This is a genomic window from Aliivibrio sp. SR45-2, assembly GCF_963890165.1.
In the GTDB taxonomy this organism is placed as follows: Bacteria; Pseudomonadota; Gammaproteobacteria; order Enterobacterales; family Vibrionaceae; genus Aliivibrio; species Aliivibrio salmonicida.
In genome coordinates this window covers 23013-42714 of sequence record NZ_CAWPRC010000205.1, presented here as the reverse complement: position 1 = coordinate 42714, position 19702 = coordinate 23013, and the positions used below count along the sequence as shown (strand labels likewise).

Sequence of the window (19702 nt, the reverse complement as noted above, 5' to 3'; positions counted from 1 at the left end):
ATCGATTTGATTAGACAAAAAAGCCTCTTAGGAACATTAAGAGGCTTTATATTGAATCAAAAAAATCGTTTGACTACATTAACGAGAACCTACAGGAAGTTCACCCGCGTGTTTAAATTCACCGATACCTAAATCAGGTGGCGTATCCAAGTGAATGTTTGCACCCCAACGTTGATTGGGTTTATCACTCATCAAAAACTCAATATCACCACCCTGCATAATTTCTTTATGCATCAAGTACGTTCTATTGAAATCTCGACCATTTAACGAAGCCGATTGAATAAAGATATTTTCACGGCTTACATTCTTAGCGGTTACCGTAAACGTCTGCCCGTTCTCTACCGCGATAGATGCCGTTTCAAACATAGGTGTACCTATTTCATAAATACCCGAAGAAGAGTTCACAGGGAAGAAACCTAACGCACGGAACACAAACCAAGAAGATAACGTCCCAAAGTCATCATTACCACAAATGCCATCAGCGGTATTGTCATAACAAATATTTGTTGCCGCGGTCACTGCCACTTGTGTTTTCCATGGTTGAGCTACGTAATTGTAAAGGTAAGGAACATGAATATCGGGTTCATTACCTTGCACATGCTGCCCTACATTACCGGTGTTAAAGACAGGAAATTGGTTATCGCCCGCATTACGATCAGGGTAAGTACTAAAATACTCATCCAGACGTGCTGCAAATAAGCCACCACGGTCGGCAATTTCACCCGCCTCAAGCGTCGATTGTTCAAATTCAGTCATAAGTTCAACAAGGCCATTAATGTCATGTTGAACACTGAATGAATACTGCCATCCATTAGATTCAGAGAACGCCCAGTTGAACATATCAGGTCGCCAATCTTTACCAATCGCTTTGCCTGTTATTGGATCGGTCCAATTTGAATCAATGAATTTACCGTCATAATCACGGGCTTTAAACCATCCTTGATATTTAGAGCCCCCAAAATCAAACTGTGCTTGCCAGTTATTCGATCGATCAGCAAACTCTTTGTAATCTGCAGAATTTTCACCCAAAACAAGTGCGATGGATTTTGCAATGTTCCAGTCATTCATTGAGTACTCTAAAGAGTATGAGGCTGTCCATGCATCTTTAAATGGTGAATGAGAACCGTATGAATCTGGTGGTGTATCATGCAATTGTGCAGGAACATAACCTTGTTTTTCATACTCGCCAATCCACGCGACACCTTGGCTCGATATTGCTCGCGCATCGGTGATCATGGCCGTCACTAAACGTTCTTTTATATCTTGACGCTCAGCACCAGTAAACCCTAAATCGATCATTCGAGTGTCTAAATACCCTTTAGACAAAGCATCATAAATAATTGGCGTGGAGTGCATTCCCATCATCATGCCCGTTTCATTGCCCTTAAATGTCCACTCAGGTAAGCGACCACGCTTAGTTTCACCTTTATCATTGGTCCATGTTTCTTCGGCATAAGACAGCATAGACAGCACCATATCTGCGATACGAGCTGGCTCTGTAATAGAGGCTAACGGTTGAACGGCACGATACGTATCCCAAAGTGAGAACGTATCGTAACGAATATAATCGGCTTTACCATCTTTGTTCGCATCAGCGGTTCGAATCGATTCTTTCAGGGTATCAATTTTATCGCCCCACGGCGTATTTCCATCAGGGTAAGCATTGCGACCTTGATGTGTTTGACGGTAACGTCCGTCTAAATCTGATAACATCGTTTGGCCAGAGTAAGAACGGTACAATGCGGTATAAAAGGTTTGTTTATAATCTTCGTCACCTTCTACGCGGATCTTGCCTAATTCATCTTCCCATGTTTTCGTTGCGGCTTGACGAACTTGGTCAAAGTTCATGCCCGCAACTTCTGTCATGTTTAAAGAAGCCCCTTTCTTGCCGTCTTTGCCAATTTCAACGTTTGATAGGGCAAGTTTCGCTTCGACTGTTAGCCCTTTTTTCTCGGTATCAAATTCAACGTACGCACGAGCATATTGATATTTACCTAACGTGAGGCCACCAATTTCTGTCGTTTCAGCAGGCGCATCAGTGTACTGTTTTGTTAGTTTATCGTAATAAGCAAATCGAATATTTTTAATCGGTTGATCAAATTCCATAACAAAGAATTCTTTCTGATTGGGAGCCCAACCATCAGAGAAACGGTGACCTTCTAAACGGTTATTTTCTTTATCCCATTTAAGATAAGAATCAGAGGTGTAGTCCCAGTTAATCTTAAAACCAGTGTTTACAATGATCTCGGATTTATCATCACGAGGGAAGGTGTAACGGTGAACCCCTACGCGATCTGATGCCGTAAGTTCCGCGGTAATGTCATAATCAATAAGGTCAACTTTATAATAACCCGCCGTCGCTTGCTCGTCTTTATGCTGGAAACGAGACGCTTCAAGATTCAACGTTGGAGAACCTTCATTCAACATATAATCTGAACGGGTATTAATTGGCATCACTAAAATATCATTCAAATCGCCCGCCCCGGCGCCAGAAAGATGAGTATGTGAAAAGCCAGAAGTACGCGCATCGTGGTAATAATAACCCGAAATATACTCCCACCCATTTGAACCATTATTTGGAGAAAGTTGAACCATGCCATGAGGCGTTGTTGCCCCTGGATAGTTATTCCCTAAGTTCCCCGTTCCGATAAATGGATTAACATGACGAGTAATGTCCATGTCAGAGAAATCAACTGGAACATGAACTCCCATGTCAATAACCGGATTCTCTGTACTTGGTTTATCATCACAATCGTCATCTGTGGGTGGGCACACTGGTTTCTCACCATCAGGATCAATCGTTGGCGGGGCAACATCAGTATTCCCATCGTAATTATGATTCACCGTTTCTTCATTACAGCCAGCTAACCCAACCACGCCCATTACTACAGCAATTGATAATAAATTCCGTTTAAATTTCATTTTATGCCTTTATTGTTAGTAAAAAGGGGAACTCTCCCCTTCATTTTTAGTGTGCAAATTAATTAGATTTCAAAGCTTGAGATTTATCATTTGTCATTACAAAGTGAAGAACACCGCCATCCTTAAGATCGCTATGATTGAACGATAGGTTTTCACCAAGTTCGTTGCCGTTGATCGTGGCGCTCTTAACGTAAATGTTTTCTTCAGAATTATTCGTTGATGTGATCGTAAAGGACCCATTATCCCCAACAGGAATGACGGCTTTATCGAAAATAGGTCGTCCAATCGTATACGTTGGATCGGCTGGTGTGACTTGATAGAAGCCTAATGCCGACATGATGTACCAAGCGGACATTTGTCCTACATCTTCATTTCCTATCAAACCTTCTTGAGTTGGATGATAAAATTCGTTCATCGCTTGATTCACGTATTCTTGAGTTTTCCAAGGCTCAGATGTCCAGTTATAAAGATAAGGAACGTGATGATCTGGTTCATTACCCATAACAAACTGCCCAATGAAACCTGACATATCATGAGACTGAGTCGTGTCTGCGTTTGAATCGGCATTGAATAAAGCATTTAAGTTCGCTAAGAATGCCGCCTTCCCTTGATCTGTTATTTGCTCAGGTAAGGTGTAATCCGTACGATCTATCACTTCACCCGCCATGACGTTCGCCAAACCATTTAAGTTTTGTGGGGCGAACCATGTCCACTGCCACGGATTACCCTCCGTAAAATCTTCCCCTCGATGTTCTGCACGATAAGGCCAAAAGCTATCACCCTGAATTAAATTTTTACGATCTTTACACCAGTCGTAATCTTTACCTTCAGGAATAGATAACGTCAGGTTCTCATCCAAACATTGGCTACTCATGTTATTTGCAAACACGGGGTCAACAGAACCAGATACTTGATACAGTGGACGCATAAACCCTGTTGCGCCTAGGCTTTGTTTATCTTTACCCTGCATTTTTCCGTAATAATCAGGGTTATAATCAAAATAATTTTTGAACGTTTCAGAGCGCTTCATATAACGACCAAACATTTCGTCATTGCCCGCTAATTGTGCGATTTGTGCAATCGTCCAATCGTAATACGCATTTTCTAAACCATACGCGACCGACTCATTCACCAACTCATCATATTTGTCTTGTTTTAAGCCTTCTACATAAGCGGGTTTATTGCCCTCACCGGCATTCCATTTAACGTTAGCAGGCACATACCCTAATTTTTCTGCGTATTCACCATGACGAGTCATTACTGTAAATCGCTTATCTCCACTCCATGCATCTTTGTAAGGAACCCAACTATTAGTAATCGATTCATCAAAATTCGCAGAGACATCAGCCGCGTTCAACGCCAATTCAAATTCAGCCTGAGTAAAGGCTTCTGGATGCTTAACCATGATATCGGCAATGACCGACACCGCAGGGTACCCCACCATTTCTCCCGTATAATCAGAATGAAGTTCCCACTTAGGAAGTACTCCACCAGTTTTAAATTTATTGATTAAATCACGGGCATAATCAATTGAGCGATCTTTATCGATGATCGTTTTAAGTGGATGTGACGCACGGAAAGTATCCCACATAGAGTAGACAGATAGGTTCGTAAAACCGTCGTCTGCTTGATGTACTTTGCCATCCATTCCGCGATATTTCCCATCAACATCTTGATACACAAAAGGAGCAACAAAAGTACGATACAGTGAGGTAAAGAACATGGTCTTATCCGCAATTTTTCCGCCTTCTAATTCGAAATCCCCCAGAACCTCTGACCATGCTTGACGGTTTTTCGTCACAACCGAATCAAAATTAAAGTCATTTTCATCAGCGTCTAAGTTCTTAATTGCGCCTTCCACACTCGTTCCAGAAATTGCCACTTTAACCGTGATTGGAGCACTGCCTGAACCGAAGTTAAGGTGTGTCATCACATCGTTTGCACGACGGGCTAAACGCGATGTATCCGGTTCTGGCTCGTTTGGCATGACTTGATGCTCAGCATAGCCACGATAATCAGCAAGGCCTATTTCAGTTGCATCAACCGGAGTTAATTTACTTTCTGATGCCAGTTTTGCGTATAAATTTTCTTCCATAATAGGTTCTGAAAATTCAGCCACAAAGAACACGGTTTGCCATTGGCCCCATTCATTTGAGGTGCGAGCCCCTGCCACTGTTGTGTCATTAATTCGTTTATAATAAATACTGCGTGAATGGTTTCCGTATTGTTCTAATAACTCATGCTGTAAGTCGATACGAACTTTACGATCGCCGCCCTTATTAAAGGTAAAACGTTGAAACGCAACACGATCCGTTGCGGTTAATTCAGCTTTCACACTCGTTTCAACCAATTCAATCGAGTAGTAACCCACTTCCGCGGTTTCGGTTTCTTTGTTCATTGTTGGTGCGTCGGTATTGAATTCTGAATACGGTAAAAATGCGAAATCGTTCAAGTCCCCTTTTCCTGCACCTGAAATGTGCGTCATGGTAAAACCGGAAAGGTACTTATTAGAAGGGTCGTATTCAGACGGTGAGCCTTTGCCATTCCATCCGTTTGGATCATAATTATCTGGTGAAGGTTGAATCATTCCTTCTGGCATCACAGGGGATGGATTCACGTTACCAAGACCTTTTGTACCAATCAGTGTATTGACGTATTTCAATACACTATCGCTAGAGATACTAGGACCAATAGGCGTTGTTGGTATTGAGATATTAGGGTTGGTAACACTGACGTTCACTGTTTCTTCATTACAACCCGTTAAACCGACCATACCAATAAGTACGGCAATTGATAATAAATTCCGTTTAAATTTCATTTTCGATTTGTCTCTTTCATTAAAAGGGGTCGACACCCCTTAATTGATATGGATGGTTACTTAGGAAGGTTGGCTTTCATCGCTTGCGCTTTGTCACCAGTCATCACAAAACGTAATTCACCACCGGCCTTAATCTCTTCGTGCTCAAAAGTATTAAAGTCGTTCAGTGGCTTACCGTTAATTTTGACTGATTTCACATACATGTTTTCAGCACTGTTGTTTTCTGCCACCACAGTGAACAAACCAGAACCAAAGTTAATCGTCGCACGAGTAAAGATCGGTCGACCAATGGTGTACGTTGGATCGGTTGGTGATATCTGATAGAAACCTAACGCAGACATGATGTACCACGCCGACATCTGTCCAACATCTTCGTTTCCGATAATCCCATCAGGCGTTGGGGTATAAAATTCTTTGTACACTTTGTCTAAATATTCTTGCGTTTTGTATGACTCTTCTGTGCGTTGGTAAAGGTAAATAACATGGTGTGGAGGTTCATTACCATGAATATACTGCCCAATGTAACCCGTCATATCTTGATGCTGATCGCCACTACTTGAATCCGCCGCAAACAAATCATTCAATTGAGTATTCAGACCATCCGTCCCACCCATGATTTCCGTTAGCTTGTCCAAATCTTGCATGAACGACCACTTCCACTGCCACGCATTGCCCTCAGTAAAGTACAATGGGTCTGCTTTGTATGGATTAAATGTTTCTGTTGAATACTTAAAGACACACGGGTCCCCATCCTTCAATTCAGTCGGAACAAAGAACCCAACACTTGAATCCCAATGAGTTAACGAGTTATAAGAACGCGCTTTAAATTCGTTGTACGTTATTTTGTCTCCTGCGGCTTTCGCCATTTCCGCAATCGTCCAATCATAGAACGAAAACTCTAAAGAATAAGACACCGAGTTCCAATTGGGCGCGCGAACGCATTGCTCTTTTTCATGGTAGTTCAATTGTCCTGCCATTAAAGAACCTAAAATTCCATCATTAATTTGAGGGAAATCATGCGGACGATAACGAGCCGATTTGATTGAGGCGTCTAACGCCGTTTGAGCGTCCGCTAATCCTTTTGTTACCGCGTCACCCAAAATGGCGGTTGCTGGATAACCGATCATCGTTCCTGTTTCTGAACCATGCCCTTCCCATTTTGGAAGCATGCCAAACTCGTCATTTGATTTACGAATTAAATCGTTAACATACAAGGTCGCTTGTTTAGGATCGATGATTGTCCAGAGTGGGTGCACTGCACGGAAAGTATCCCATGTAGAGTAAATTGAGTAATTTGGAGTATCACCTTTCGCTAAAGTCCGAGTTGTCCCTAACATATCAACGTATTTACCATCGACATCGTAAAATTCGATAGGCGCGATCATCGTATGATATAGGCCGGTATAGAAATTCGTCTTCTCAGCGTTAGAGCCACCTTCTACTTTTACTTTCGATAATTTTTCTGCCCATGCGTACTCTGCACTCTCTTGTACTTTGGTAAAATCATAAACCATTGCTTCCGCTTCTAGGTTTTTTTGCGCGCCGTGCCAGTTAACTGGAGAGATACCAACACGAACTTCTATCTCTTTATCGCCAATACCAAAGTTAAGGTAAGCGGTAAGATCACTCTCTTTGTACACATAATTTTGGCGCATCTCACGAATAGGCTCATTATCACCAATACCTAGTAACGCGTTAGCAACTGGCTCATTGAATTTAGCGTAAAAGAAAATATCTTGGCCTTGATGATCTTGACCTTGGAACCAACCTGTCGATGTCTTACGCCCGCGAATCGTGTAATCATCAATAATTTCAATCTTACTGTTGAGCGTCTCGCCATTGTTATTTAACAACGTATGACCTAAATCGAATTTAATATTACGATCTGCGCCTTTTTCAAACGTATATTTATGCAAGCCAACACGCTTTGTCGTTGTTAACTCAACATCAATATTGCCTTTATTTAACGTTGTTTTGTAATAACCTGCCGTCGCCTCCTCATTTGATTTATCAAACGAGTTAATCATATTGTCTTTCATATCACTATAAGGAAGAACTAAGATATCCCCTAAATCAGTCGCCCCGGTTCCTGATAAATGAGTGTGTGAAAAACCGTAAATAGGCACATCTTTATCTACGACAATACCCATATCCGAGTAATCTGAAGAATCCCAATAACCCGATGCGGAATGCCATGGGTTTTGATCTACTTCGTTATCTTTCCCTGAACCAATAAACGTATCAGGAGATAATTGAACCATACCGGCAGGAACGACCGCACCCGGAAACGTGTGACCACTGGCCGCAGTTCCAATCATAGGGTTTACATATTGAATTAAGGACATATCGACGACAATAGGCGTGACTGAGGTGCTTGGCTCTAGAGGCGTTGTTGGTGTTGTAGGGATTGATATATTGGGTTCTACATTGGTAATGTTCGTTGTTTCTTCATTACAGCCTGTTAATCCTATTAAGCCAACAAATATAGCAAGCGAAAGTGCACTGCGTTTAAACTTCATTATTATACCTTTTATTCTAAAGTTTAAGAGGATGAGTAAACCCACCCCCTTTGATAATTTTGGTATTAACCTTAATCAAGATTAATAGCGAAACTGTCTTTAGAATGGGGACCTTTCGATCCCCACTTACTAGGCTGAAACTTAACCTTGAATAAGGCTTAACGCATTTTTCATTGCTTGTTTAGTTGAACATTCAACTTGACGAATACTTGTGAAACGCTCACCTTCTTTGACTGGAATATCGTGAGCAAGGATGATGAACTTAGCGTTCGCAACATCTTTTGCCGTCAGTTTATTCATTAAGCCATTAGAACCTTGTGTCTCAACTTTAATCTTGATACCTGCTGCTGCACCCGCTTTCTCTAGCGCTTTTGCTGCCATGAATGTGTGCGCAACACCTGAAGGACAACAAGTAACCGCAAGAACATCGTACTCGCCTTCACCAGCAACTGGTGCCGCTGTTTGTGCTTGTACTGGAGTTGCTGCTGCAACGGCGTCATTTTCTTCGACATAAACTGGCTTCCAGAAGCCAACAATTAATGCCGTTGTTAGTGAGCCTAAAACAATACCAACCACGTACATTGGGATGTTGCTAGATACCGGAGCGGTAATTAATCCACCCCAAGGAGCATGAAGTAAAACATCAGTCATAAAGCCGAACACACAACCAACCATACCACCAGCAACAATAGACGGAAGAACACGCATTGGGTCATTTGCTGCGAATGGGATTGCACCTTCAGAGATACCAATTGAACCCATGATTGCAGCTGCTTTACCTGCTTCTTGCTCTTCTTTAGAGAATTTCTTCTTAAACATGAAAGTAGCAAGTGCCATGCCTAGCGGCGGAGTACAAATCGCGATACCAACACCACCCATCAACCATGGTTGTGTGTTTACTTGAGTTTGAGCGAATAAGGTTGCCACTTTATTGATTGGACCACCCATATCAAATGCCGTCATACCACCAAGAATCGCACCAAGAACCGCTTTAGAAGAACCCGCCATTGATGCTAAGAATTCGTTCATCACAATCATGAATGAAGAGATAGCTGCGCCTAGGCCCCACATTACGATACCCGCAGACACCAATGTACCAACTAGAGGGTAGATAAAATAAACCCCTAATGCACTAAGATGCGCAGGAATAGGAAGTCTCTTAAGTTGAAGAACCACACCACCAGCGATGAAGCCAGCAACGATACAACCAAGGAAACCACCCCCTAAATCAGCCATGATGCCTGATGCAATAAAAGCAGGAGCTAATGCAGGTTTATCAGCAATTGAGTAGCCAATAAAGCCACCAAGGATGATTGGAAAAAGAACTAAACCTTTAATAGCAATAGTAGAAATATCAGCCAGAACACCCGTATCAGGAACCGCGCCTTTACCTGTTGCCATTACCGCTAGTGCTAATAAAACCCCACCAGCAACCACGAACGGAAGCATGTGAGACGTACCAAAAAGTAAGTGCCCTTTAAGGGTAGACAATGTTTTTTTCCAATCACTTGGACTTTGCGTTGCAGTCATCGTTGACATAAGAAGTATTCCTAAAAGTGTGATTAATTAGTCAGTAGGTCTAAAATTTCTTGTTCCGTTGTCGCCTTGTGCATGTCGGCAATTAGGTCATCGCCAAATTTTTCAAACAAAGCTTGTAGAGCATAAATGTGGTGATCACCGCTTTCTGGTGATGCAATCATGAAAAATACCGTAGGTTGGTCGTCTTCAGCATCGTATTCAATCGCTGTTTTTGATACGCCGATGGCAATCGCAGGAGTAATAACCGCAGAATGTTTCGCATGAGGGTACGCTATACCCATATCAGAAGTCACACATTGAGATTCGCGAGCCTGAATACCTTCTAAAAAGTTTTCTTTATTATTAATTCTGTTGTTTTTAAATAGCATTTCAGCTAATTCAGAAAATACACCTTCTTTTGTAGTTGCATCTAAATTAAGTTTAATTAAGTCTGTATTCACTAATGTAGTAATCATTTTTTTTCCTTTTTAATAAAAGAAGTTAAATTTAAAATTTAGCTTAGAAAGCTAACCACTCAAACTCACAACATCACTATGTGAGCTTTTCATTTCACATAAAATGTTTAGAAGACATGCATCTCGTCATAAAAATAGTAACGACATTCAAGTGGTTACGAGTTGATGCATAGATAATATGAATTTATTTGATTATTGGTAAGTCGATATTTAAAGCATTTACTGGACTTTTGTACCGTCAAATCTAAAGTGTGAGATTAGTAACAATTATTGAACTAGAAAGGTAGGAATTAACTTTTACGTGTATTTAAAGACGATTCAATAGTGATTGAAATCACTATTAATAAATGAACCAAAGCATTAATTAGATATTGGTCACAAAATAATTAACGTTATACGGTATTAAATAATTATATTTATTAGTAAAGTGAAATATAAGAAACTCTATATTCTATTCATAAAAAAGCCGCTGATGATTACCAACGGCTTTTTTACGCGATTGACCTATTGCTTAATAAGCATCATTCACTATGGTATTTTTAGTCGTTCGTTTTGCTTTATAGAGTAAACTGTCTGCCGCTTTGTAGGTCACTTTGCCTGTGGCTGAGAAACTTAGCCCACCACTAATGGTGACGGTAAGAGAATTATCCCATCGAAGAGCTTCAACTCCAGCACGAATATCTTCTGATATTTCAACAGTTGTTAGCTTGCTCACACCTCTAAATATCACGACAAATTCTTCTCCACCAATACGGTAGCAGTTGTGTTTTTTACCAAGAACAAGAACAATCACACTCGCAATTTTTTCTAATACATCATCTCCCATATCGTGCCCGTAGCAGTCATTAATGGATTTGAAATTATCGATATCTAAAATTAAAAAACCATGTTCTTTTTCTGCAATTACATCAAAATCACTCATGAACTTTCTTCGATTAAAACAACGAGTAAGTGGGTCCGTATCATTTTCGATATTTAAAAATTTAATCTTCACGATCATTACAAGCAATAAAGAAGAGGTCACCAACAACGCAATAAATCCAATCTTAAGAAATAGCATGGATTGCTCATTGTCATCATTTAAATTATTGTTTTCACTTTGTTTTAATTTATTAGAGATAAGTAAATGATAACTGGCACTTTGAAAATCGTCGGTCAGTGTATTGTAATTCACATTCAGATCATAAAATGCTTTGATATTATCGGTTGCAAGATAGTAATCAAACATCGTTTTATACACCATTTTTGTGTATCGAATTTGATTCGTTGTATTTGCTATTGATAATAAATACTTTTCATTCTTTTTAATAAAATCAAAGTCATGCATTCTAAACGCCAACTTAAACTCGACAACAGCAATAAGAATACTTTTATCTAATAATAAACGGGATTTATCTTGGCTTAACGTTAACTTTGCCAATTCTATGTTCTTTTTAGATTTATCTAATTCATTCAGATACAGGTAGGCCTCGGCTTTAAGCGCCGTACTATAAATATAATAATCTCGCCAGTCTTCTTCATTATAAGCCCAGCTATTTAATTCAATGTTACTTAATGAATTTAACGCTTTTTGAGGCTCTCTTATTGCGAGTTGATTCTCAGCTAAACTCACTATTGCTTGAGTTTTCAACCTATACCATTCGGGGGTATGGCCTTCTGCTTTGCGATCCATATTTTCAATCATTTCGCTCGCAAAGTCATACCCTTGAAAATACGAAATAATCAACGCGAGATCTAGATCTCCTCTTGCGCTCTTTAGTTTATCTCCATTTTCTTGTGCTATTCGAATGTACCTTAGCGTCGGTTCAATCATTCCATACAGATCATTATCTCTATATCGAAGCGTTGATATCTTATCTAACGCCAGTAATTTTTGATCGTCATTAAGCCCACCGCTATAAAATGCGAGGTTTAAAATGGTCGTCCCAATTTTAGCGCCATTCTTATAAGCAAGGAGAGGACGAATACTTTCGGCAATATCATCAAGGTGGCGGCCATATTCTTCATGCTTCAAACGCCTAAACTTACGAATAACATCGCACTCGAGTGCTTCACACTTTATTTCATAAGAATTTAAGCGTTGATTGTAAGTCGCAATAAGTACGGCATCATTATGATTATATGCAGTTTCGTTCACCGTAAAAAACATGGCGCTAGTGAGGATAACGATCCCCGCAATAAATAATATTATTTTTTTCATTTTGCACATTAAAAAAAGAAAGGAGTATACGCCCTTATTCTTTATCCACAATAAAATTAATGCGAATAATAAAAAGCCAACCCACTGTGTGAATTGGCTTTTTTTAAATTACGTATTATAAAAACACATTAACTATTCGGTGATCTTACATACTGATTTCCATGAACTGTCTGCCGACGAAGGCTCAGAACTTGTCCACCAATTTGCTGCCCAAACCATATTATTATGAATGATTTGTTGTCCGCCAGAGGCATGGTCGCCATTAGGGAATGTTGGGTAGCTAACGATTCCTGAAATGTCTAGCCCTTGTTCTGCACAACCTTGAGCACTTGGTTCTCCAGGGCCAGTTCCAACTTCACCGCCTTCAAATTCAGATAATGTTGGGAAGTCTTTTTTCAGACCAACTACTTCACTGCCAACGTTAAAGCGAATACCATTGGCTACGCCTGATACTGGTGTGTAGTAAACCATTGAAATAGTGTACTCGCCACCGGCAGGAATAGACTCTGAAGCGCGTAACGTTACAGCAACGGTATGGAACAGTTTTCTTTCACCATCAACCGTAAAGTTAGACCCCGTGTGACCACTTTTAATCACTTTAAGGCCAGCACCTGTCCAGTCTTTAACGATATCACCCGTAGAGGTTGGCATTAAGAATTCAATGGTTGACCCACCAGGGATAGCCACTGATGAATGGTTCTTAAATACCAACGTTGGGTTAATCGGATAATTACTGTCACCTTCAGGCCAATCTGTTGTTGATACGGTTACATCAATGACAGAATCAGGCGCTGGTAAGTTATTGTGATTAATATCCATTGGTGTTGCTTGTGTAAATACATCATGAGCAAAATCGGTCATGTCTGTTCCCATTTTGTATTCACGTTTTACGGCATCATAGCTATAGTCACCCGCCATTTCCCACACCATCATGCCACCTAGGCCATTATCAACAATGTAGTCTAATTTTGGTTTTAGAGACTCTTTGTCTTCTATCGATAAGAATACTTTTTTGCTCTCATTCCATAACCATGCCGTTTGCAGTTCATTACTCCAAACACGCTCGTATTCACCTTCAATTAGGTCTTTAGGATTATTAGGATCAAGACCCCATGCTTCGCCGTAGCTTGGCATACCATCAATACCTAATTTAGTGGCATTAGCAAGGTTCATTGCATGCCACATTGGAACAACACCCGCTTTGATTTCGTTGCCATTTGCATCGCTATCGTGCCAAATGTTATCTGTCCCTTCAGCCCCCCAACCACAGACGGTTGTGCCTGCCGGACACGTCGATTGATTTGGTTCTACGGCTTTACCCCATAGCCCTTTATCACCGCCCGTTACGCCCTGCCAACCGCGCGTGTAATATGGAATACCCATATTGATTTGGCTTGGTTTAAATGCACCACGGAAAAAGTGATGCGTCCACGCTTGGTTTAAATAACCAATACCTTGATAAGACGCTTCATTGTAAACGCCCCATTTTGCCAGTTCCGCATCTTTACCGTCATCAAACAATGCCGCTTGTGGTCCAACAAATTCATTCCACGTACCGTGTAGGTCGTAAGACATGATGTTTACGTAATCAAGCACATCTTGCATCCCAAAATCTTCCATACCACGTAATAAATACGCAGAAGAAGGAGAAGCAATAGTCAGCATATAACGGCGACCGTCTTCTTTGCCCGCTTTATCAAGATCAGTTCGAAGTTGAGTCATCATCTCCATGTAGTTTGGCCATAATTGACCACGACATTTGTTTGATAATTCGAAATCGTTAGGGTTACCTGAATCTTTCATTGACGATGGGTATTCATAATCAATATCTACGCCATCAAAGCCGTATTGACGAATGAACTCAACCGCCGATTGATTGAACGCTTTAATACCGTCAAGGTTCACTTCACAAGTTGCAAGATTCGTCGTCATCGGATAAAGATTGGTTGTTTCAGCCCAGCCTCCCACAGAGATAAGTGTTTTAACATCTGGGTATTGTTTCTTAAATTTACTTAATAGGTTGAAGTGACCTTTGTAAGAAAATTCAGGGTCCATTTCTGCACCGGCGACACCTTCCCACGTCATTTTCGTTGCAGAGTCATCAACCGTTAGTTCAAATGAATCTTTAGCTACTCCCGCAAACGCATAGTTAATGTGCGTTAATTTTTCCCACGGTAAGTCGTGAGCTAAGTACGAAGGAAGACCATTTTTACCTGTACGCCATGATGTGTAATAACCAATAATACGACGAGGGTGATCATCTCCCATACATTCCGAACCATCAGCACGATACACTTGTTTAATATCACAACTTAAATTACCGTTACCGGCTTCTTGTGCCTGTACCGTTACGCTTGCTGCTGTGGTTTTATGGCCTTCAGCATCTGTCGCAATTGCAGTGATAATAAACGCACCTTCAGTCATAGGTGTCCAAGACGCAACAAATGGCATCTCAGAAGCAGATCCAACAGATACGCCACTAACGAAAAACTCAACATTCGTTAAATCATCATTAACATCCGTCGCTTCAGCACCTAATGTCATTACTTTACCAATGAACACCGTTTGGCCATCACGAGGACTTGTTAACGCAATCACTGGTGGTTGAGGCACTATCATTGCTTCCTCTACCAACACCTTCACGGAATCTGTTGCAGTTAATCCTGTTTTATCGATAGCCTTTGCCGCTAACGTTAATTCACCGATTTGATCAGCCACATACATAAAGTTAAACGGTGCTTTAGATACTTGACCTAATTTACGCTCTCCCAACCAAAATTCAACGCGGTCTAAATCGCCATCTTCATCTTGTGCATTTGCTGTAATCGTAATGACATCGTGCTCAAAATACGACGTCCCAGCCACTGGAGAAGTCACTTTAACTGTCGGAGCTACGGTTGGTTCTTGAATGTCTTCTGCTTTAACTTGAATAGAAACAACGTGCTCGGCTTTTAATCCATTCTTATCAACAACAATGGCTTTTACCGTGTGCACGCCTTCGCCTTTTGCTGTCCATAATGATTGATATGGTGCTGCCGTATCTTTTGCTACTTCAGTTCCATCAATATAAAAAGTCACCGACTCCGTTTCGGTATTAATGGCACTGACGGTCGCAGATAACGTGACGGATTGACCTTCAATAAACACAGCATCTGCGGTTGGTGAAGTAATAGCAAGATCCAGTTCAGGCAGTAATTCTCCACCACCGTCTTTGGTTGTCATGATTAAGGTGTCACGGACCAAATCGATACCAATTTGACCACTAACACCCAATGTTAATAAAATCTCGCTGCCAGCAGGAAGCGTTGTGTTTACCCAGCTTCCTTCATCAAAACTTAAAGACAACTCATTGCGGAATGTGTCACCTTGAGCAACACTGATGAAACTCATTTTAGGATAGCTCACCCCCGTCGCTGCCCAAGAAGGCGTTGAAGCAACAATCATTGAATCAAATTGAATGGTTGCCCCTTTTAATTCGACACTGGTGGCACTCGTATTCTTAATTGTCAGTTGGTAGTTATTCCACCACTCCCCTTCAGCACCAACAGGGGCTGCATCGACATGTAATTGCGCTAAGGCAGGCATAGAAAAAGTCATGCCTAATGACATAGCAAGCAATGTTGGAGCAAATAATGAGGTTTTAATTTTGTTCATCCACTTATATCTCTATGAATATTAACGTATTCATTTATAGTTATTTGGAGCGAGATAATAGTCCCAGATGTTATTACTGGCTACTAAGAGAAATGTAAGAATTTGTAGCAGAAAAACAATATAAAAAAATCCATTAAATTTACAATAAACACACATAATAAAAACAAAACCAATTTAAAATCTTATTTGTCAATACGTTAAATTTAAAAACAAACAGTAAGCAAAGATATTAACATTTGGCATTTCAATTGAAACGAAAGAATAAATAAAACAATAAATTAAATATAAATCAAAAACTTAACAAGAAAATAAAAGAAAAACCCAGAGGGGAAATATAAAAATAAAAACAAGACAAGATTAATGAATAACTATTTAATCTCACTATTTACCTTAGTGTTCTTTATTTGACGCGCCAATAAATCGAGCTTTGACAAATCAATGTCAAATACATAACAACTCGTTATCAATGCAGACATTAAATCTATTAATGACTTATTAATATAGATAGGTAATTCTGATTAATAGTTTTCTATTCTGTGATATTCAATCCAAATTTTATTTATTTTAAACACAATCTAAAAATGCCTGAATTAACTGTCGGTGCGGTTCCACTAAATCTTGATGATTACTTCGATAACCCCCACCAACAACGCAAGCAATGGGAATATTCTTCCGCTTTGCCGTAGTGCTCATCCAACAGTCACGCTGATATAAGCCTTCAGTCGACACATTTAAATAACCCAGTTCGTCATCACAATGAATATCAACGCCCGCGTCATAAATGATCAAATCAGGTTGATGATGATTAATCGCCATTTCAACCACTTGTTGAAACGCTTCTAAGAATTCGGCATCTTGAGTACCAATCGATAAAGGAACGTCATAATTCGACATCGGCTTTCTAGCAGGAAAGTTTTTATCACAGTGAAAAGAGACGGTAATAATATCCTCTTTATCTGCACATAATGTGGCAGTCCCATCGCCATGATGCACATCGCTGTCGACAATCAAGACGGTTTCAATGCACTCTTGCTTTAATGCATGATGCGCGGCCACAACCAAATCATTAAATAAACAAAAGCCGCTCCCAAAATCGTAATGCGCATGGTGATACCCACCACTCAAATGAATCGCAGCCCCATACTCTACGGCTTTATCTACCGTTAAACAGGTGCCCGCAGTAGACGTTAACGTTCTCTCAATTAAAAAGTCACTCCAAGGAAAACCAATTCGTCGCATTTTTGCAGCTGGCAATGTGCCATTCATTACCGCATCAACATAATTCGCTTCATGCACTTGTTTGATATCACGGATAGGTAATGCGGTAGGTTCAAAATAACAAAGGCGATCATCAGAATGAAGGGATTGGATTGCTTGGTATAAACGTTGATATTTTTGAATAGGATAACGATGCCCTTCTGGAAGGTCTAATTGCGAATAAATTGGATGATAAATTAACGGCAACATGACCACAGAACCCCTATTTGAAATAAAAAAAGAGCAGCTATTATGGCTGCTCTTTAAGAATATACAAGGATAAGGCTAGTTGCTTACCATCACTTTCTTTGGCTTCATTGTTCTTGCCATTTTATTCACAAAAATCGTGATAAGCACAGGGATCAACCAAGAAGTGTGCGAAGAGAATAACGGTAACCATTGGTCACAGAAAGTGCTAATGCCTTCTGGAAGTTTCTCTAAAATATGCAAAGCATCAACCGTACCAAACAACGCCGCAATACATACCACTGTTGTGTGGCTCACTGAGATCTTACGTTTCTCTGATTCTGTTTTCTCTGGCATCAATATCATCGCAATGATCAATGCTATTGCTATCGGACACAGAATAAGGATTGCAGGTAAGCTCACTTCAATAATCGTTTCTAATCCAACGTTTGAAATGATTGCCGTTAATACCATAATTACCGTAGCACTTACTTTAAACGTAACACCATAAGTATTCTTGTAATATTCGGAGTTCGCATTCGTTAAGCCAATCGTTGTTGTTAGACACGCCATCAAGGTAATCGCTGCCAATAGGATTTGACCTAATACGCCAAACTCACCCGCCGCATAGCTTGTTAGTATCTCACCTCCGTTAGTTGCACTTGGTGCAATTTGAGAAGATGTTGAGCCTAAATAACCCATCGCTAAATAACACAATGACATTAGTACCGCATAAATAACCGCAATGCGTAATGTGTAGTAAGAAATCGCTTTTTTACTCTCAACCCCTTTACTACGGATGGTTTGAATAATCACCCAACCAAACGCTACCGCTGCGATTGCATCTAATGTCATGTAACCTTGAATCAAGCCATTAACCGCCGGTGCTTGCTCATAAATATCAATCGCTTGAGTTGGAGAACCCAAAGGATTAAGCAGTGCAGCGGCCACCAATAATGCCAACATGGCAATCAATGCAGGTGTCATTACCTTGCCAATGTAATCAACCAACTTACCCGGTTTTAATGCCAACCATAACGTTAGTGCACAGAACAACGCCGAGAACACCATCAATCCATTACCAGAATAGAACGGTTTAATGCCCATCTCATAAGCAACAGTTACCGCACGAGGCAATACAAATGCAGGGCCTAACGTCGTTAACACCAAAAACCAGAATGAACGATCCATCCATTTAGGTAATGATGACGTCAGTTTATCCGCAGAAGATAAACGGCCTAATACGACCAAAGTGATGGCAGGTAAACCAACGGCAGTTAATAGAAAGCCAGCAATAGCCATAAGCCAATTGTCGCCTGCTTGTTGTGCCATCAAGGGTGGATAAATTAAGTTACCTGCACCTAGAAATAGTGCAAATGTCATAAAGCCGATAGCGGCAAGATCTCTTCTGTTCAAACGACATACCTTTTAAAATGAAGCGTGGTGTCAATTTGGCTAGAAGATTATAAAGAAAGGTTCTTATCCGCCAGCCTAACTGACGAATAAAAAATCGTCAGTATCAGTTAATGACAACGACGACAGAGACGAGCGCATAAGCATTGTGCTTAGAAGCAGTTATGGAGCCTGCTTGATGTTTTTTGATGCCTGTAGACATAACTTACACACTCTATGAAAAATAATTATCCTTAAAATAAAGGAAACACCACAGATTGTAAAGACTAATTATAAAATGCTCAATTAATACTCTACTGTTACAAGCTATAAGCGATTATTGTAATTAGTTATCTGTTTTACACCTCAATAATTACGAGAATAAAACAAAACTGGCGTATCACCTTTATTATTAATACGAATGAAAACTCGATGTCGGCACATAAATCGACATAATTATATTATCTACCAATAGAAACCTAACATGCGATTGAGCTGATTCAGCGACATGTTTCATGATAAATAAGGTGCGATTTTATCTAGCAAATTGATTCTTATTTTGAAAAAAAATCTGATTACGCCTTTCTGTATATCACACATAAGCCATACCTTCATTTTTATTTACATGGCTTCAGACCTTAATACACATAAGATCAGCCTTATCTTCCCCTTCGATAAAACATTAACAGAGCAATGGCTGGTATATGTATTGCATTACTCTCATTACTTGAATAAAACGGTGCTTTAAATAAATTAACTG

Annotated in this window: 9 protein-coding genes; all 9 read right to left on the bottom strand. The window is 40.2% G+C overall.

Annotated features, from left to right (window positions below; genetic code table 11):
* Window positions 1-78: 78 nt before the first annotated feature.
* Complete coding sequence (locus tag AACV33_RS19585; RefSeq protein ID WP_182699556.1) at window positions 79-2922, bottom strand: GH92 family glycosyl hydrolase; 2844 nt, start codon at window positions 2920-2922, stop codon at window positions 79-81.
* A 58-nt stretch (window positions 2923-2980) separates the two neighbouring features.
* The gene (locus AACV33_RS19580; RefSeq protein ID WP_182699555.1) at window positions 2981-5740 is read right to left on the bottom strand and encodes a GH92 family glycosyl hydrolase; all 2760 of its coding nucleotides are present in this window, start codon (window positions 5738-5740) and stop codon (window positions 2981-2983) included.
* A 56-nt stretch (window positions 5741-5796) separates the two neighbouring features.
* Window positions 5797-8259, bottom strand: a complete 2463-nt coding sequence (locus tag AACV33_RS19575; protein ID WP_182699554.1) for a GH92 family glycosyl hydrolase — start codon at window positions 8257-8259, stop codon at window positions 5797-5799.
* 141 nt (window positions 8260-8400) lie between these two features.
* Window positions 8401-9798 (bottom strand): fructose-specific PTS transporter subunit EIIC, encoded by a 1398-nt coding sequence (locus AACV33_RS19570; RefSeq protein WP_017021799.1) that lies wholly within the window; start codon window positions 9796-9798, stop codon window positions 8401-8403.
* 23 nt (window positions 9799-9821) lie between these two features.
* A complete protein-coding gene (locus AACV33_RS19565; RefSeq protein WP_017021800.1) occupies window positions 9822-10253 on the bottom strand; it encodes a PTS sugar transporter subunit IIA in 432 nt (143 codons plus the stop codon).
* Between the two features lie 511 nt (window positions 10254-10764).
* Entirely contained in the window at window positions 10765-12453 is a 1689-nt protein-coding gene (locus AACV33_RS19560) for a GGDEF domain-containing protein (RefSeq protein WP_255458481.1), read from the bottom strand.
* 132 nt (window positions 12454-12585) lie between these two features.
* Window positions 12586-16107, bottom strand: coding sequence for a glycosyl hydrolase family 18 protein (locus AACV33_RS19555; RefSeq protein ID WP_182699552.1), 3522 nt, complete (start codon window positions 16105-16107; stop codon window positions 12586-12588).
* 564 nt (window positions 16108-16671) lie between these two features.
* Complete coding sequence (locus AACV33_RS19550) at window positions 16672-17574, bottom strand: histone deacetylase family protein (RefSeq protein ID WP_017021803.1); 903 nt, start codon at window positions 17572-17574, stop codon at window positions 16672-16674.
* Window positions 17575-17649: 75 nt separating this feature from the next.
* The gene (brnQ, locus tag AACV33_RS19545; protein WP_017021804.1) at window positions 17650-18966 is read right to left on the bottom strand and encodes a branched-chain amino acid transport system II carrier protein; all 1317 of its coding nucleotides are present in this window, start codon (window positions 18964-18966) and stop codon (window positions 17650-17652) included.
* Window positions 18967-19702 lie beyond the last annotated feature (736 nt).